We start from the raw sequence: 14,994 nt of genomic DNA, 5'->3' as shown, positions 1-14,994 counted from the left end.
GATTGATGGCACCTGAACAGTACCGTTGTCGGCTCGACACCAACTCGAACGGATGAGGAGAGAAGACCGTGCCCGCCCCGCTCCCCGGCCCAGACACCCGCATCGTCGAACTCCGGGTGGCCGGGCTCGTGGGCACGAGCGGGGAAACCCTGCTCGACGCGGTGTCGACAGTCGATGTGGCCGGCGACGGCCTCGGCCGGGTCGTGCGCCCGGCCGACCGGCTCCGCCGCCCCGCTCCTGGCCCCGTCGTACCCGCGCTCGGCCGCTCGATCCCGCGCACCCTCGAAGGCTACCTGTGGACCGGCATGACCTCGGGTGGCGCCGCGAAGGCCGCCTGGGCCCTGCTGTTCCCGTTCTCCCTGGCGAACGTGGCGTTCTGGATGCTGCCCCCGAGTGACCGCGCGCGCTGGCTCGGCGGGCTCTGCCGGGGCCTGCTTCGGGTCGCTTCGGTACTGCTCACCATGCTGCTGGTCAGCCAGATCTCGGCGATGGTGATCGACCTCGTCGCGGCCCAGTGCCTCGCGCCCGGACGAGCCTGCCTGACCTGGGTACCGTCCGGACTGCGCACGGAGCCGCTGCGGCTGGGCGCCGGGGTGGCTCTGGTGCTGTTGCTGGTCTACGTGCTGCACCGGATCTCGTCCACGAACTGGCACGTCCGCGGCGGGGAACGCAGCGTGCGCAAGCGGGTGCCGCTGCACCTGCACACCGATCCCGAAGTCCGCGGGATGTCCGCGCTGCACACCGTGGCGGCGCTGGCGTGCATCGCGCTGCCGCTGCTCGGCGGGCCGTTCCGAATCCCCGGCGAGGTGCCCCGGCTGATCGTCTGGATCTGTGCGCTCGCGCTGGTGTTCGCCGTGCTGGTGGGGGCCGCGGTCGGCAGCGACACCGGCCGGATCGCCCGGCGCACCCTGATCGCGTTCGCCACCCTGGTGACGATCGCCTCGGCCGTGCTGGTGGTTCCGGGACGCGACCGGCTGCCCGGCATCGACGCGACGGTCGAAGGCCTCGGCGCGGCTCTGGTCGTGGTCACCGGGCTGTTCGCGCTCACGCTCGTCCCCTCGGCCCTGCTGGCCCGGGCGACCTGGCGGCACCGGCCGCGACGGCTGCGGCCCTGGCTCGGCGGCTGGGCCGCGGCGCCGGTGCTCGCACTGGCCGGACTGCTCGGCGGCGGATTCGGTGCCGGGCTGGCGTTCGCCGTGCGGCGGCTGCTCGGCGCGGACGGGCTGGCGCTGCCGACGACCTACGACCTGGTCACCGCCCTGTGGGGCGGCGGGCTCGTGCTGATGGCGCTGTGCGCGGTCGCCGGGTACGCGATCGCCGTGCCACTGCGCCGGCGCCGGCGCGGCGTCCCGCCGATCGTCGAGCTCATGGAGCACGACCGGCACCAGGAACAGGACGCGGCACGGGCCTGGGCGAGGTCGTCCTGGGAACGGCGGCACCTGCACCACCTGACGGCGATCGTCTCGCTCGGCCTGTGCGTCGGCGCGGTGGCGCTGCTCGTGATGCGCTTCGTTTTCGGGCTGTATCCGTCGTGGTTCGATCCGGTGTCGACGGTCGGGGTCTTCGCGGTCGGAGGTCTCGCGGCCGGCCTGCTGCGGGTGGTCTACTCGGCGGCGCGCTCACCACAACGCAGCCGGCACCTCGGTGCGTTGTCGGATCTGGTGTCGTTCTGGCCGCGTGCCGCCCACCCGGCGGTGCCGCCGTGCTACGCGTTGAAGGTCGTGCCCGAGCTGGCCGACCGCGTCAAGCACCATCTCGCCGAGCCGGGTACGCGGGTGGTGCTGTCCGGCCTGAATCTCGGCAGCGTGCTGACCGTGCTCACCGCCGCGAGGCTGTGTGAGGAACTGCCGGACGACGAGCTGGACCGGGTCGGCCTGCTCACCGCGGGCTCACCCCTGCAGTGGGGCTACCAGCGCGCGTTCCCGGCGGTGCTGCCGCAGGAATCGCTGGCCGAGCTGTTCGCGAAGCTGGACGGCCGCTGGCGGGCGCTGTGCCGTGGCACGGACATCTTCGGCGGCGGCGTCACCACCTGGCGGCACCAGACCAGCGGACGGCACCTGCTGGGCGACGGGTACCTCCCGGAGGGCGGACCCGGACCGCTGGAGACCACCCCGGAGGACTCCGGCGTGCTGATCCTCGGCGGTGATCACTGGCTGCCCGATCCCCTGCGCGGCCCGGACGGCCGCAGCCGCTGGGCGCCGGGGGTGCTCAAGCACCTCGACTACCTCGCGGACCCGGAATGGGACCACGCGGTGGCGATGGCCGCCGGCCTCGGCCGCACCGGACGCCCCCGTTCCCTCGGCGAACAGGGCTCCCTCTTCGGCGACCTGCCCCGTCCCCGCTGACCCCCGCTGTCACCGCAAGCGGGTGCTGCCTCAGCTTTCCCTGGTGCCGGTCCCGGCGGGTTCCCCGCCGGACTGCCGTTGGCCCAGGAGCGACTTGCGGCGGCCGTAGGCGAAGTACAGCACCACGCCGACCACCATCCAGGCCACGAACCGCAGCCAGGTCAGCACGGTCAGGTTCAGCATGAGCCACAGGCAGATCACGATGGCCAGCGGCGCGATCACCCAGACGGCCTTGACCCGGAACACCCGCTTGAGGTCCGGGCGGGTGCGGCGCAGCACCAGCACACCGGCGGACACCAAGATGAACGCGAACAGCGTGCCCACGTTCACCATTTCTTCCAGCTTGTCGGCCGGGAAGAACGTGGCCGCGACGGCGACCAGCGCGCCGACCACGAGGGTCGCGCGCTTGGGCGTACCGCGTCCGCCGGTCTTCGCCAGGCTGCGCGGCATGAGGCCGTCGCGGGACATCGCGAAGATGATCCGGACCTGGCCGAGCATCAGCACCATCACGACCGTGGTCAGACCGGCCAGCGCGCCGACCGAGATGAGGTTGGCCGCCCAGTCCACCCCGTTGGCGGAGAACGCCGTCGCGAGCGTCTTGTGGCTGCCGTCGCCCGCGGACGTCGCGAGCTCGCCGTAGGGCACCATCCCGACGACTACCAGCGAGACCGCCACGTACAGCACGGTGACGATGGCCAGCGACCCGAAGATGCCGCGCGGCACGGATTTCTGCGGATTGCGCGTCTCCTCCGCGGTGGTGGCGACGATGTCGAACCCGATGAACGCGAAGAACACCACCGAGGCCGCGGCGAGCAGGCCGAAGATCCCGAAGGAACTGCTGGCGCCACCGGCGATCAGCGAGAACAGCGACTGGTCCACCCCGGTCTCCCCGGCGCCGCCGGTCTTGCCGTCCGGGACGAACGGCGTGTAGTTCGCGCCCTTGATGTAGAAGATGCCGAGGACGATCACGAACAGCACGACGGCGACCTTGATCGCGGTGATCACCATGGAGAACCGCGACGACAGCTTCGTTCCCAGCACCAGCAAGGTGACCAGCACGACCACCAGCAGCAGCGCGCCCCAGTCGAGCTGGAAGCCGCCGCCGAGGTCGATCGCCGAGGTGGCCCCGTCGCCGAAGAGGTAGCCGAGCACCGTCTGCAGGTACGACGACCAGCCCTTGGCCACCGCCGCCGCGCCGACGGCCAGCTCCAGGATCAGGTCCCAGCCGATGATCCAGGCCACGAACTCGCCGAAGGTGGCGTAGGAGAAGGTGTAGGCACTGCCCGCCACCGGCACCGTCGAGGCGAATTCGGCGTAACAGAGCGCGGCCAGCCCGCAGGCGATGGCCGCCATGACGAACGCGACCGGCACCGAGGGCCCGGCGTAGTCACCGGCGGTACGCGCGGTGAGGGTGAAGATCCCGGCACCGACCACGACCGCGACACCGAACACGGTCAGGTCCCAGGCACTCAGGTTCCGCCGTAGCTTGGTATCCGGCTCGTCGGTGTCCGTGATGGACTGCTCGATCGACTTGGTGCGCCACAAACCCGTGCCGGGCAACGTTGACCTCCTGCGGTGACCTTCGTGGGGACCGGGCGACCACCCTAGCGCGCGCCGGTCGTCACCCCCGTTCGCGGTCGAGGTCGGGTTCGAGGTAGATCAGCGACGCCACCGGGACCTTCGCACGAACGCGGACCTCGGCGGCGTCGATCGCGGCGGCGATCCGCGCCGTGTCGAGACCGGGGACCAGCGCGAGCTTGGCGGCCACGAGCAGCTCGTCCGGGCCGAGGTACTGGGTGCGGATGTGGATCACCCGCTCCACCTCGCCCCCGGTCAGCTCGCCGACGATGGTGTCCAGGTCGGTCTCGGTGGCGCCCTCGCCGATCAGCAGGCTCTTCATCTCGACGATCAGGATCACCGCGATGATGCCGAGCAGGAGCCCGATGGCCACGGTGCCGATACCGTCGAACACCGGATCGCCGGTGAGCACCGAGAGCCCGACGCCGAGCAGCGCGAACACCAGACCGGCCAGCGCGCCGGTGTCCTCCAGCAACACGACCGGCAGTTCGGGTTCCTTGGCCTGGCGGATGAACCGCCACCAGCTGTAGTCGCCCTTGATCTTGCGCGATTCGCCGATCGCGGTGAGGAAGCTGTAGCCCTCCAGGCAGACCGCGACGACCAGGATGATCACCGCGACCAGCGGCGCCTCCAGCGGTTCCGGTTCGAGGATCTTGTGGATGCCCTCGTAGAGCGCGAACGCCGCACCGAGGGTGAACAGCAGCAACGCGACGACGAACGAGTAGAAGTAGCGTTCCCGCCCGAAGCCGAACGGATGCTCGCGGGTCGCCCGCCGCTGCGCCGACTTCTTCCCGAGCAGCAACAACCCCTGGTTGGCGGTGTCGGCCAGGGAGTGCACCGATTCCGCCAGCATCGACGACGACCCGGTGACCAGGAACCCGGCGAACTTCGCCACCGCGATCCCGGCATTCGCGGACAAGGCCGCGACGATCGCCTTGGTACCCCCGCCAGCTGACACAGCCTGCTCCCCGTGGTCGGCGCCCGAATTGCCGGAAGCGAGCCTAAAGGGTCGCGCGTCCGGGAGCCTGCGCAGCCCCCGGATCGATCAGGACGTTCCGCCGGAGGAGCCCAGCCAGGCGGTAGCCACGCCGCCGCTTGCCCTTTCCGCCTGCGCGTGGAAAGCGCGGTTCAGGCGAGGGTGAGCGTTTCGTCGTCGAATTCGGCGACGACCCGCAGGTGGCCCCCGAGCGCAGTGACGTAAGCGTCGAGTGTGCCGACCTGGGTGTGGTCGAGATCGCCCTTCTCCAGCTTGGACACCGCCGAAGAACCAGTCCTCCACTTGCTTTCAGCAAGACCACCGTCCACACCTCTGACGGATAACCTGCAGGTTGTATTTCCGCAAGATCGACTGGTCTCGTACTCGCTGTGTCGAGCTGCGACCTCCTGAAGACCCCGGCTCAGTCCTCGCAGGTGCCCGCCGTTGCGCGGAACAGTTGGGAGTGGGTGCCGTCCAAGGGGCGGATTCGGACCGGCGGGTCGGCGGCGGGCAGCCATACCGACTGGCCCCTGCGCAGTTCCACCTGTTCGCCGTCGTCGGCCAGGACGAGCAGGTCGCCTGCGGTGCAGAGGAGGATCTGCGGGCCCACGGAATCGACCTCGAGTTCGGTGTCCTCGCCCTCGGCCCACTCCGTACGGGACAGCTCGAACTCGGGGGCGTCGGTGTGGTAGACCGCCATCCCGTGGCCGGCTGGTTCGCCGTGCTGCACCGGCATTTCACCGCAGGAGAAGTCGACCACACGCAGCAGCTCGGGCACGTCCACGTGTTTCGGGGTGAGCCCGCAGCGCAGGATGTTGTCCGAGTTGGCCAGGATCTCCACGGCGATGCCGTGCAGGTACAGGTGCAGGTTCCCGGCCGGCAGGTAGATCGCCTCGCCCGCGCGCAGGGTCAGCCGGTTGAGCAGCAGCGCGGCCAGCACCCCGGCGTCTCGCGAATGCGTCTCCCCCAGCTCCAGGATGGTGCGGCATTCGACGGTGAACTCGCCGTGGTCGGCCACGTGCCGCACGCACGCGTCGAGCACCTCCGGCAGCAGCTCGTCGAAGGCCCGCTGCGGCAGCGTGATCCAGGTGGTGAACAGCGCCCGCAGCCCGTCCGGGTCGGGCTGGGCCTCCAGCAGACCGGTGTACTTGGCCATGCCGGGCGTTTCGATCGCCTTGAGCAGCTTGATCGTGCGGTGCGGATCGCGGAACCCGGCGAGCGCGTGGAATTCGGTGAGCGCGCAGACCAGCTCGGGCTTCGCCGTGGGATCCGGGTAGTTGCGGTTGGCCGCGTCCCGCGGGATGCCGAGCTTCTCCTCCCGGGCGTACCCCTCCGCGGCCTGCGCCGCCGACGGGTGCGCCTGCATGGACAGCGGTTCCTCGGCGGCCAGGATCTTCAGCAGGAAGGGCAGCCGGCCACCCCAGCGCCGGGTACAGCGCTGTCCGAGCTGGCCGACCGGATCGGCGTCGACGAGCGCCAGCAGGCTCCGTTCGGTGCCGTCCGGGCCGATCACGTGCGACGGGTCGCCGGGGTGGGCACCCATCCACAGCTCGGCCTCGGGGTGCGGCGCCGGCACCGGACGACCCTGCAGCTGCGGGATCGCGGTGCGCGAACCCCACGCGTAGGGCCGTACGGCGTTGCGCAACAGCTCCACTGTCACCTCAACTCCCCAATTCTTCCCCTCGGCCGGGGCCGGTGCACCGTACGCGGCGGGCGTGGCGCCCCGGATCCCTCAGGCGGAGGCCGGCTCGTATCTGCCGGCCCCGCCGATGCTGCCCGCCGCCAGCCCGAGATAAACGGCGGCGAGTTCGAACCGCAGCGCCAGCACCGCGGCCCGGATGATCTCGTCGGCCTCGATCTCCTCGGCCGGTACGACCAGGTCGGCGCCGGGCAGCACCTGCCCGGCCTGGTAGCGGGCCGCGTCGGTGGCCGGCCCGGTCCGCACCGACAGCAGCAGCACGCGCGTGGCGAACCCCTCGGAACCCTCGTCCGGGTCCGCGAAGATGTCCCGCTCACCGCCACCGGACTGTGCGGCGATCCGCAGCGCGGGCCGCGCCATCGCCTGCCGGTAGTCCTCGACGTCGCACACCATGGCGGCGTGCGCAGCGAAAGCGTGCGCCGCGTGTTCGCCGACCGCGACAGCCACCGGATCCAGCCCCCACAGCAGGGGCAGCCGGTCCGCCACGCGCAACGCGAGTGCCTTGGCCGGGTTCGCGAACGACTCTCTGGCCAGGTAGTCCTTCTCCGCTTCGAGGTCCAGCTGGTCGGCGAGCGCGTGCACGTCGGCGACCAGAAGACCCAGCGCGTTCGCGGTGAGCAGCCCCGCGGCCAGCCCACGCGGGAACGCCAGCTCCGGCGGCACCGGAACCCGCGGCGTGAGCAGCACGCCCTTGCCCGCGACGGACGCCGCGACCGGACCGTCCTCGGGCGCGGACAGCACCACCGACGCACCGAACCGGGCGGCCCGCTCCAGCGAGGCGGCCAGCTCGCGGTCCCCGGGGTCGTCGGTGTGCGCGAACACCACGTCCAGCGCACCGATCCAGGCAGGCACCGATTCGGCCACCACGACCGGGACCGGACAGGCCGGCGCGAGCAACGCGGCCAGCAGCCGGGTCAGCGTCCGGCTCACCCCTGGCCGGTCGATGAGCACGAGCGACCGCGGACGGCCCAGGTCCAGCCGCTCGCTCAGCTCCAGCTCGGCCGCGGCCTCGACAGTGGCGCGCACCTGCGCGCCTGCCATCGCGGCGGCACGCAGCAGGCCCGCTCGGTCGGCCTCGGCCAGCCGCGCGGGATCGTCGAGCAGCGAATCGTCAAGCACTGTCGGCATGGTCGTCATCCGGCTCACCGGCAGCACCCGTTTCGGCACCCTCCGGTCCCGCACCGCCCGGTTCCAGCGCCTCGTCGAGCAGCAGCACCGGGATCCCGTCCCGCACCGGGTACACCCGGCCACAGTCGGTGCAGGTCAGCGCCTCGGCCTCGGCGTCGTCCGGCGTGCCCGGGCGCAACGGCGCGTGATCCGGCGACGGGCACGCGAGGATCTCGAGCAGCTGGGCGTCAAGCGTGAGGGCCATGGTTCCTCCATACCACGCGAAAGTGGGTCGGGGAGGGCACCTTCCGGACACGATCCTGCCCGGAAGTCTCCCGCGGGGTGGTCCGGTCAGCCACGGACGAGACCCAGCACGTCGTCGGTCAGCGCCTCGACCGCGGCCCGGTCGGCGGCCTCCACGTTGAGCCGGAGCAGCGGTTCGGTGTTCGACGGGCGCAGGTTGAACCACGCGCCGCCGGGCAGCTGCACGGTCAGCCCGTCCAGTTCATCGATCTCCGCACCGGACTTGCCCGCGTAGGCGTCCTTGACCGCGAGCATCCGGGCGACCTGGTCGTCGACCGTCGAGTTGATCTCACCGGACGCGGCGTAGCGCGAGAAGTCCTGGGTCAGCGAGGACAGCGGCCCGTCCTGCTCACCGAGCGCGGCCAGCACGTGCAGCGCGGCCAGCATGCCGGTGTCGGCCCGCCAGAAGTCGCGGAAGTAGTAGTGGGCCGAGTGCTCGCCACCGAAGATCGCGCCGGTCCGCGCCATCTCGGCCTTGATGAACGAGTGCCCGACCCGCGTGCGCACCGGGTTGCCGCCGTGCTCGGCGACGATCTCCGGCACGCCCTTCGAGGTGATCAGGTTGTGGATGACCGTGCCGCCCGGTTCCTTGGCCAGCTCGCGCACCGCGACCAGCGCGGTGATCGCGCTCGGCGACACGGGCTCGCCACGCTCGTCGACCACGAAGCAACGGTCCGCGTCACCGTCGAAGGCCACCCCGGCGTCCGCACCCGTCTCGCGCACCTTGGCCTGCAGGTCGACGATGTTCTTCGGGTCGAGCGGGTTGGCCTCGTGGTTGGGGAAGGTGCCGTCGAGCTCGAAGTACATCGGCACGATCTCAATGGGAAGTCCATCGAAAACGGTCGGCACAGTGTGCCCGCCCATGCCGTTGCCCGCGTCGACGACCACCTTCAGCGGCCGCGAGCCGCTCAGGTCGACGAGGCCGCGCAGGTAGCCGGCGTAGTCGCCGAGCACGTCCCGCTCAGTGACACTGCCCCGCTGGCCCTGGAACTCCGGCACGCCCTGTTCCACGGTGTCGCGGATCTCGGACAGCCCGCTGTCCTGGCCGACCGGGGCGGCACCGGCGCGGCACATCTTGATGCCGTTGTACTCGGCCGGGTTGTGGCTGGCGGTGAACATCGCACCCGGCATGTTCAGCGAGCCGGAGGCGAAGTACAGCTCGTCGGTGCTGCACAGGCCGATCGACACCACGTCGAGGCCCTGCGAGGTCACGCCCTCGGCGAAGGCGGCCGCGAGCCCCGGCGACGAGTCACGCATGTCGTGTCCGATCACCACCGACGGCGTCTCGGGCTTGACCAGCAGTGCGAACGCGGCTCCGAAGTCCCGTACCAGGGCCTCGTCGAGCTGTTCGCCGACCACGCCACGAATGTCGTAGGCCTTCACGATGCCGGAAAGGTCTGGCACGCCTTCTCCCCGCCGCTAGTGTCGTCGCGGCGCCGGTCGCGCCGCGGGCGAAAGCCTACCGGCGGGAGCGTGACTCAGGCGCGCCCGGGCAGGACGCGCAGGTGCCCGCGCCTGCCGGACGGGTTCTCCGGCTCGGGCTCCGGGGCGGGCCGGTCGGAGCGACCGGCCTCCCGTACGGCCTCGGCCAGCGCGGTCAGCTCGTCGGCGGACTGCTCCGGCGTGGCGAAGGTGCCCTCGTGCCGGACCACTTCCCAGCCCTTGGGCACGGTCAGCCGCAGGGCGTGTGCCTCGCACAAGTCGTAGGAGTGCGGTTCGGACGCGGTGGCCAGCGGGCCGACGACGGCGGTCGAATCGCGATAGGCATACGTGAGCGTGGCGACAGCGGGTTCGGGGCAACCCGTTCGCGAACATTTCCGTACGCTCCGCACGGTCGGAAACGATAGCGCGTCGCCGCAAGGCCGTGGGCGGCGACACGCGCGTGCCCGGCCGAGGCGCATAGACTTGTCCGGTGGCGACGGCTCGTGACTACCGACAACGGCAGCGACTGCGGCGGGACCGGCACGGCCGGGGCCTGCGCGGGACGCTCTACCCCGCGTCCCTGCCCGCTGCCGCCAGCCGCGCGGAGCGCTTCGACGCGCTGGTGCTCGACGCGCTCGAGCCGATCGAGGCGCGCTGGCGGCACGAGCTGACCAAGCTCGACGTCGCGGTCGACGACGTACCCGAGGTCCACGAGGACGGGCGGGTCCCCTCCGACGGGGTGCTGCACGACGGTTCGGTCCCGCTGTCCCGGCTGGTCCCGGCCGGGGTGGACCGCACCGGGCTGCCCACCCGGGCCCGGATCGTGCTCTACCGGCGCCCGCTCGAAGCCCGCGCCAAGGACCCGGTCGAACTGGCCGACCTCGTGCACGACGTCCTGGTCGAGCAGGTCGCCGGCTACCTCGGCGTCGAACCGGACGTCATCGAAGGCGACTGAGCCACCCGGCGCGGCACTTCTACCCGGCCGGGCGGCGGCGCGAGGGGATGGCGGTCAGCGCGGTGAACAGGACCGCGGCCAGCTGCACCAGCAGGAGCAGCCCGCGTTCGGTGCCCGGGAACGTCACGGAGATCTCCGAGGACTGCGCAGGCACGGACACCGCGACCTGATGCCCCCAGGCCGGCACGATCGGGACCGCCTTGCCGTTCACGCTGGCCTGCCACCCGGCCTCCTGCTCCGCGGCGAGCACGAGCAGCCGCCCGGTGGGTCCGTCGGAGGCACGGACCCGCACGTCCGGAAGCTGGGCGTCGACCGGGGAGACGCCGGGGTTCGTTCCGGGCGCGGCACCCCCGGTCACCGCCTTCTTGGCCAGTTCCGGGGAGATCAGGGCGACCTCACCGGTCTTCGGCAGCAGCCGCAGCACCGGCCGTCCGTCCGAGGCCGGCGCGCCCACCGCCGCGAGGTCACCGGCCGCGGCGGCGAACGCGTTCGCGTCCGTGCCGTCCGGCAACACCACGTACTGGACGCCCGAAGCGGCAGCGGCCGCCAGTGTGCGTTTCAGCGCGGCGACGTCCCCTTGCCCCAGGTCACGGCGCCATCCGGCGAGCCGATCCGGGGTTCCGGTGACCGGGGCGAGCTCGTCGTCGCCGAAGAGGGCGAGCCGGCCGCCGGTCTGACGCACCGGCCCGGTACCCGAACCGAGGTCGAGCACAGCCCGCCCGGTCGCCGCGACGTCGGCGGAAACCTCCGGTGCCAGCTGCGGACGTGGCTGTGCGGTGAGCGGCCCCTGTGCGCCGGCCAGGCCGGCCCCTGCGGCCAGCGCGGCCACCACCACGGCGCCGGCCACGGCGAGCACCTTCGGCAGCCACGATGCGGGTACCGGCCCGAAACCGCCGCGTTGCCAGGTGGCGAGCACTGCCCACAGCAGCCCGGCGCCCACGAAGAGCAGCGGCACCCCGGCGTAACCGGACGCGGGCGCGCCGCCTTGCATCGGGCTGAGCTGTACCTCCCGCACCAGGAACACGCCGGCGACGCCGAGCGCCGCGACGGCCAGCCCGCCGGCGACTTCCTTCCGCGGCCGGACGACGAGCGCGACGAGCGTTGCCGCGAGGATCGCGACCCCGATCGGCCACGCACCCGGCCCACCGGGGGTGAGCCCGGCCAGGTCCGCACCGGACGCCGCGGTCGCCGGGCCGCCGAGCCCTTGCACCAGCAGTTCGGGATGCCGCAGCAGCACCGTCGGCCACGGCAGCAGCAGAACGAGCGGCAGCAGCACCACGATCCCGACCGACGCGACCCGCCGGGCCAGACCGGACGGCGCGGGCAGCACCACGAACCCGGCAAGCAGTCCGACCAGGACGAGCCCGTGCGCGAGCGGGGAGAACGCGCCGAGCAGCGCCACTCCGAACGCCGACAGCGCCGAGACGTGCAGCCATCGGGTACCGGGCCGGGTGAGCAGCCGCGCGAGGCCCGCCAGCACGAGCGGCAGCACGAGGTGGACCACCACGACGTCGATCCGGCCCTGCGCGACCGACGCGGTGGCGGCGGGCAGCAGCGCGTACGCCGCCGCGATGGCCGCGCGGACCCACCGGCGGACCGGCAGCCTGCGCGTTGCCGCGTAGGCGCTGAGCCCGGCGAGCGGCAGGTCCCCGATGAGCAGGATCGCGACGAGCGCGGCCGGGCCGCCGATCGGGGTGAAGACGGCGCCGAGGGTGCCGAGCACCGGCAGGGTCGCCGGTGCGGGTGCGCCGGTGCCGCCGGCGATCGGGTGCCAGGGCGAGAGGTAGGTCGTCCAGATCTCGCCGAGTCCGCCGACCGGCAGCAGCTGCCCGCCCCACAGATCGAGGCCGAGCCGATCGCGGTTGATCACCAACGCCAGCACGGTCAGCACGACCACCAGGACGAACGGTGGCGCGAACACCGTGGCCGCGAGCACCCGGCGGCGGTTGACCGCCACGAACACGAGGTCCGGTTCCGCGGCCGGCGCCTGCGGGCGGGGCGCGGGTGCCGGCCGGTCACCGGCTTCCGGCCGGGCACGGTCCTCTTCGGACTCCGGAGGAGTTCCCGCGTCTGGAAGGGTCACCGCGACGACGGTGCCGGGCCTGCGGAGCCGGGAGCCGCGGCTGCTGAGCCCGCGCAACGCTCCGGCGGGCAATGCGTCCGGCCCGACCGGCCGCGCGCCGGACGCGGCCAGCGCCTCCGGCGGAATCCACGCGGTCTCCTGCTCGACGCCGTCCGGCACCGTGCCGAGTGCCAGGTCACTCTGCACGCCGCGGCGGACGAGCCCGACGACTCCTGCCCGGATCGCGTTGCGCAGCCTGGTGGTCCGGCTGATGAACAGGCCGCGGACGGTGCCGGGGCGCGGTACGCCCCGGCGCTTCGCCCGAGCCGCGCGGAGGTTTCCCCGGCCGCCACAGAGGTAGCGGAGCGCGGCCAGTTCGGCGGCCGCTTCGGTGGTCCGGCGCAGCAGGAAGAACACCAGCGCGCGCAGCATCAGCAGCACGGGAAGGCGGATCAGCCCGAGCCAGTACGACGTTGGCGAGCAGTTCACCAGAAAGACACGTAAGCCGTGGGCGCGGTTCACCGCGACGAGCGAGGGACCGGCGGCGCTCGGCACGCGCTGTCCCGTGGAGAGCGCGCGGGCGTGCCGGACGTGGGCCGCCGGGACCGACAGCACGAGCGAGCCGGCGGTGTTGGCCCGCCAGCCGAAGTCGAGATCCTCACGCAGCAGCGGGAAATCCTCGTCGTAGCCGCCGAGGTCGTGCCAGAGTTCCCGCTGTATCAACGATCCCGCGCTGGGTACGGCGAGGACTTCGCTGGGTTCGCCGTCCTCGGCGGACATCTGCTGGCGGTGGCCGGAGGCGTCGGTGGACAGCCCGGCTTCGACGATGAGGCGGGGCTCGGCCCAGTCGAGGCCGAGCGGTCCGAGGACCTTGGCCGACGGGTTCTGCTCGGCGGTGTGCAGGAGGGTTTCGAGGCAGTCCGGTTCGGGGGCGCAGTCGTCGTGCAGGATCCACAGCCACGCACCGGGGTCGCCCCAGCGTTGGACGGCGTGCTCGACGGCGGCCGCGATCGCCGCCGCGAAGCCGGTCTCGCCGGGCAGCGTGAGCACTCCGGACAGCACCGGCGCGGTCTCGGGCCCGGCCGCACCGGCTGCGGCTTCGGCGAGCAGCTGCGCGGTCCGGTCGGTGGATCCGGTGTCGACCGCCAGCACGTGCCGGGGACGGACCGTGCTGCGCCGCAGGGCGGAAAGCGCCAGCGGCAGCCATTCCGCTCCGTCGTGACAGACCACAATGGCCAGTACGGGCAGCGTGCGCACGGTGGACGGGGCAACAGTCCGGGGCAAGAACGGCTCCTGAGGCGGGAGGACGACGCGGTGCGGTCACCCTACGGCCTCACCCACCGCGACAATCCGAACCCACGCCGTATCACCCGCGAAAACCGCGCACGGCAACCACCATGTGGACATTCACTGCACTGCGGCCCACCGCCAAGCCGACCGACACCCCGCGTATGCCCCACAACCGCACTCGCGAAACCCCACCACCGCAGGAAAATCCCACGGGCGGAAAATTTCACCCAGCCCACACACCCGATGCGGACCGAACTCACGTGGATTTCGCGACCCCGCAGGCACCGACGAGCGACCGAGTCGCACCCTCACCAACGCCCGAGCCCGGCCCACCACGGCGAAGGTCCGGCAACAGGCCCCTGAACCGATCGAGATCGATCAGCCCACGACGACTCGCGAGAGCGTGCCCACCAAGAACGCCGAAAACCCAAGCCACCGACGAAAACTCCCGGACGCGCCCTACAACGATCCAGACGAACGAACTTCAGAACGCGCCCCCGCAACGGCCAAGCGCAACCCACCACGGCAGGGTCCGAGTGCACGCCCCCGCAACAGCCAAGACCGGGCCCACCACGACGGAACTCCGAAGCACGCCCCCGCAACGGCCAAGACCACGGCGGGGATCCCACGGGCGTGGCCCCGCGGACAGCCGCTGGAGAACCGCGACCAAACCGACCACGATGGAACTCTGGAGTACACCCCGCGACAGCCAACCCAAACCGAACACGGCAGGAGTCCGAGGGCGCGCCCCGCAACAGCCGAGACCAAACCGACCACAGCGGGAGTCCGGGGGCGTGCCCCCGCGCGGGGTTTGGGGGTTGCACCCTCAGAAGACACCGTAATCCGCCAGAGGGTCCACGCTTTTCGTGGACACACTCCACTCCAACCCGGCGGATTACGCGCGTTTCTTGAGCTTCCGCCGTTCCCGTTCGGACAGTCCGCCCCAGATGCCGAAGCGCTCGTCGTGCGCCAGGGCGTACTCGAGGCATTCGCCCTTGACCTCGCAGCCGAGGCAGATGCGCTTCGCCTCGCGGGTCGAGCCGCCCTTCTCCGGGAAGAACGCCTCCGGGTCGGTCTGCGCGCAGAGCGCGCGTTCCTGCCAGTCCTGCTCCTCGGTGGCGTCGAAGAGGTCGGTCAGATCCCCGAGCTGCTGCTCCGGGTTCTCTCCCCACCCCACGACGTGCCCCCATTCCTTGCTTTCCGCTTCCAACCGCACGTCCGCCTCCTCGCTCCTACGCACTCCCCAGGCTGGCGGTG

General features: G+C 71.9%; 12 protein-coding genes. 2 read left to right on the top strand and 10 right to left on the bottom strand.

What is annotated here, in order from left to right:
• The first annotated feature begins 68 nt into the window (after positions 1-68).
• Complete coding sequence (locus BJY18_RS29770) at positions 69-2,345, top strand: hypothetical protein (protein ID WP_312874005.1); 2,277 nt, start codon at positions 69-71, stop codon at positions 2,343-2,345.
• A 30-nt stretch (positions 2,346-2,375) separates the two neighbouring features.
• Here the strand turns inward: BJY18_RS29770 and BJY18_RS29765 are convergent, their stop codons facing one another.
• From BJY18_RS29765 to BJY18_RS29735, 8 genes are all read right to left on the bottom strand, one after another.
• Complete coding sequence (locus BJY18_RS29765) at positions 2,376-3,905, bottom strand: amino acid permease (protein WP_184783209.1); 1,530 nt, start codon at positions 3,903-3,905, stop codon at positions 2,376-2,378.
• Positions 3,906-3,966: 61 nt separating this feature from the next.
• Positions 3,967-4,881 carry a cation diffusion facilitator family transporter gene (locus tag BJY18_RS29760; RefSeq protein WP_184783208.1) on the bottom strand — a complete coding sequence of 305 codons (915 nt, stop codon included), beginning with the start codon at positions 4,879-4,881 and terminating at the stop codon, positions 3,967-3,969.
• Between the two features lie 170 nt (positions 4,882-5,051).
• Entirely contained in the window at positions 5,052-5,180 is a 129-nt protein-coding gene (locus tag BJY18_RS37550) for a hypothetical protein (RefSeq protein WP_281393719.1), read from the bottom strand.
• 140 nt (positions 5,181-5,320) lie between these two features.
• Positions 5,321-6,553 carry a mannose-6-phosphate isomerase, class I gene (gene manA / locus BJY18_RS29755; RefSeq protein ID WP_184784927.1) on the bottom strand — a complete coding sequence of 411 codons (1,233 nt, stop codon included), beginning with the start codon at positions 6,551-6,553 and terminating at the stop codon, positions 5,321-5,323.
• Between the two features lie 78 nt (positions 6,554-6,631).
• Positions 6,632-7,726, bottom strand: coding sequence for a hypothetical protein (locus BJY18_RS29750; RefSeq protein ID WP_184784926.1), 1,095 nt, complete (start codon positions 7,724-7,726; stop codon positions 6,632-6,634).
• Positions 7,710-7,970, bottom strand: a complete 261-nt coding sequence (locus tag BJY18_RS29745; protein WP_184783207.1) for a Trm112 family protein — start codon at positions 7,968-7,970, stop codon at positions 7,710-7,712. The genes BJY18_RS29750 and BJY18_RS29745 overlap by 17 nt, the downstream gene beginning before the upstream one ends.
• A gap of 86 nt (positions 7,971-8,056) precedes the next feature.
• Positions 8,057-9,412 (bottom strand): phosphomannomutase/phosphoglucomutase, encoded by a 1,356-nt coding sequence (locus tag BJY18_RS29740; RefSeq protein ID WP_184783206.1) that lies wholly within the window; start codon positions 9,410-9,412, stop codon positions 8,057-8,059.
• A 74-nt stretch (positions 9,413-9,486) separates the two neighbouring features.
• The gene (locus BJY18_RS29735) at positions 9,487-9,840 is read right to left on the bottom strand and encodes a DUF3499 domain-containing protein (RefSeq protein ID WP_184783205.1); all 354 of its coding nucleotides are present in this window, start codon (positions 9,838-9,840) and stop codon (positions 9,487-9,489) included.
• 80 nt (positions 9,841-9,920) lie between these two features.
• On the opposite strand from BJY18_RS29735, the gene BJY18_RS29730 reads away from it, so the two are divergent.
• Positions 9,921-10,385 (top strand): metallopeptidase family protein, encoded by a 465-nt coding sequence (locus BJY18_RS29730; protein ID WP_184783204.1) that lies wholly within the window; start codon positions 9,921-9,923, stop codon positions 10,383-10,385.
• 19 nt (positions 10,386-10,404) lie between these two features.
• Here the strand turns inward: BJY18_RS29730 and BJY18_RS29725 are convergent, their stop codons facing one another.
• The gene (locus BJY18_RS29725; protein WP_184783203.1) at positions 10,405-13,731 is read right to left on the bottom strand and encodes a glycosyltransferase family 2 protein; all 3,327 of its coding nucleotides are present in this window, start codon (positions 13,729-13,731) and stop codon (positions 10,405-10,407) included.
• A 901-nt stretch (positions 13,732-14,632) separates the two neighbouring features.
• On the bottom strand, positions 14,633-14,953 hold the full coding sequence (locus tag BJY18_RS29720; RefSeq protein ID WP_312874004.1) for a WhiB family transcriptional regulator: 321 nt from the start codon (positions 14,951-14,953) through the stop codon (positions 14,633-14,635).
• Between the last annotated feature and the right edge of the window lie 41 nt (positions 14,954-14,994).

The sequence above is a fragment of the Amycolatopsis jiangsuensis genome (assembly GCF_014204865.1).
In the GTDB taxonomy this organism is placed as follows: domain Bacteria; phylum Actinomycetota; class Actinomycetes; order Mycobacteriales; family Pseudonocardiaceae; genus Amycolatopsis; species Amycolatopsis jiangsuensis.
This window is presented reverse-complemented; position numbering and strand designations above follow the sequence as displayed.

What these genes read in the sequence shown, in the direction of transcription:
- BJY18_RS29750 (WP_184784926.1), bottom strand. Translation starts at nt 7,726, where the DNA reads ATGCCGACAGTGCTTGACGATTCGCTGCTCGACGATCCCGCGCGGCTG.
- BJY18_RS29745 (WP_184783207.1), bottom strand. Translation starts at nt 7,970, where the DNA reads ATGGCCCTCACGCTTGACGCCCAGCTGCTCGAGATCCTCGCGTGCCCG.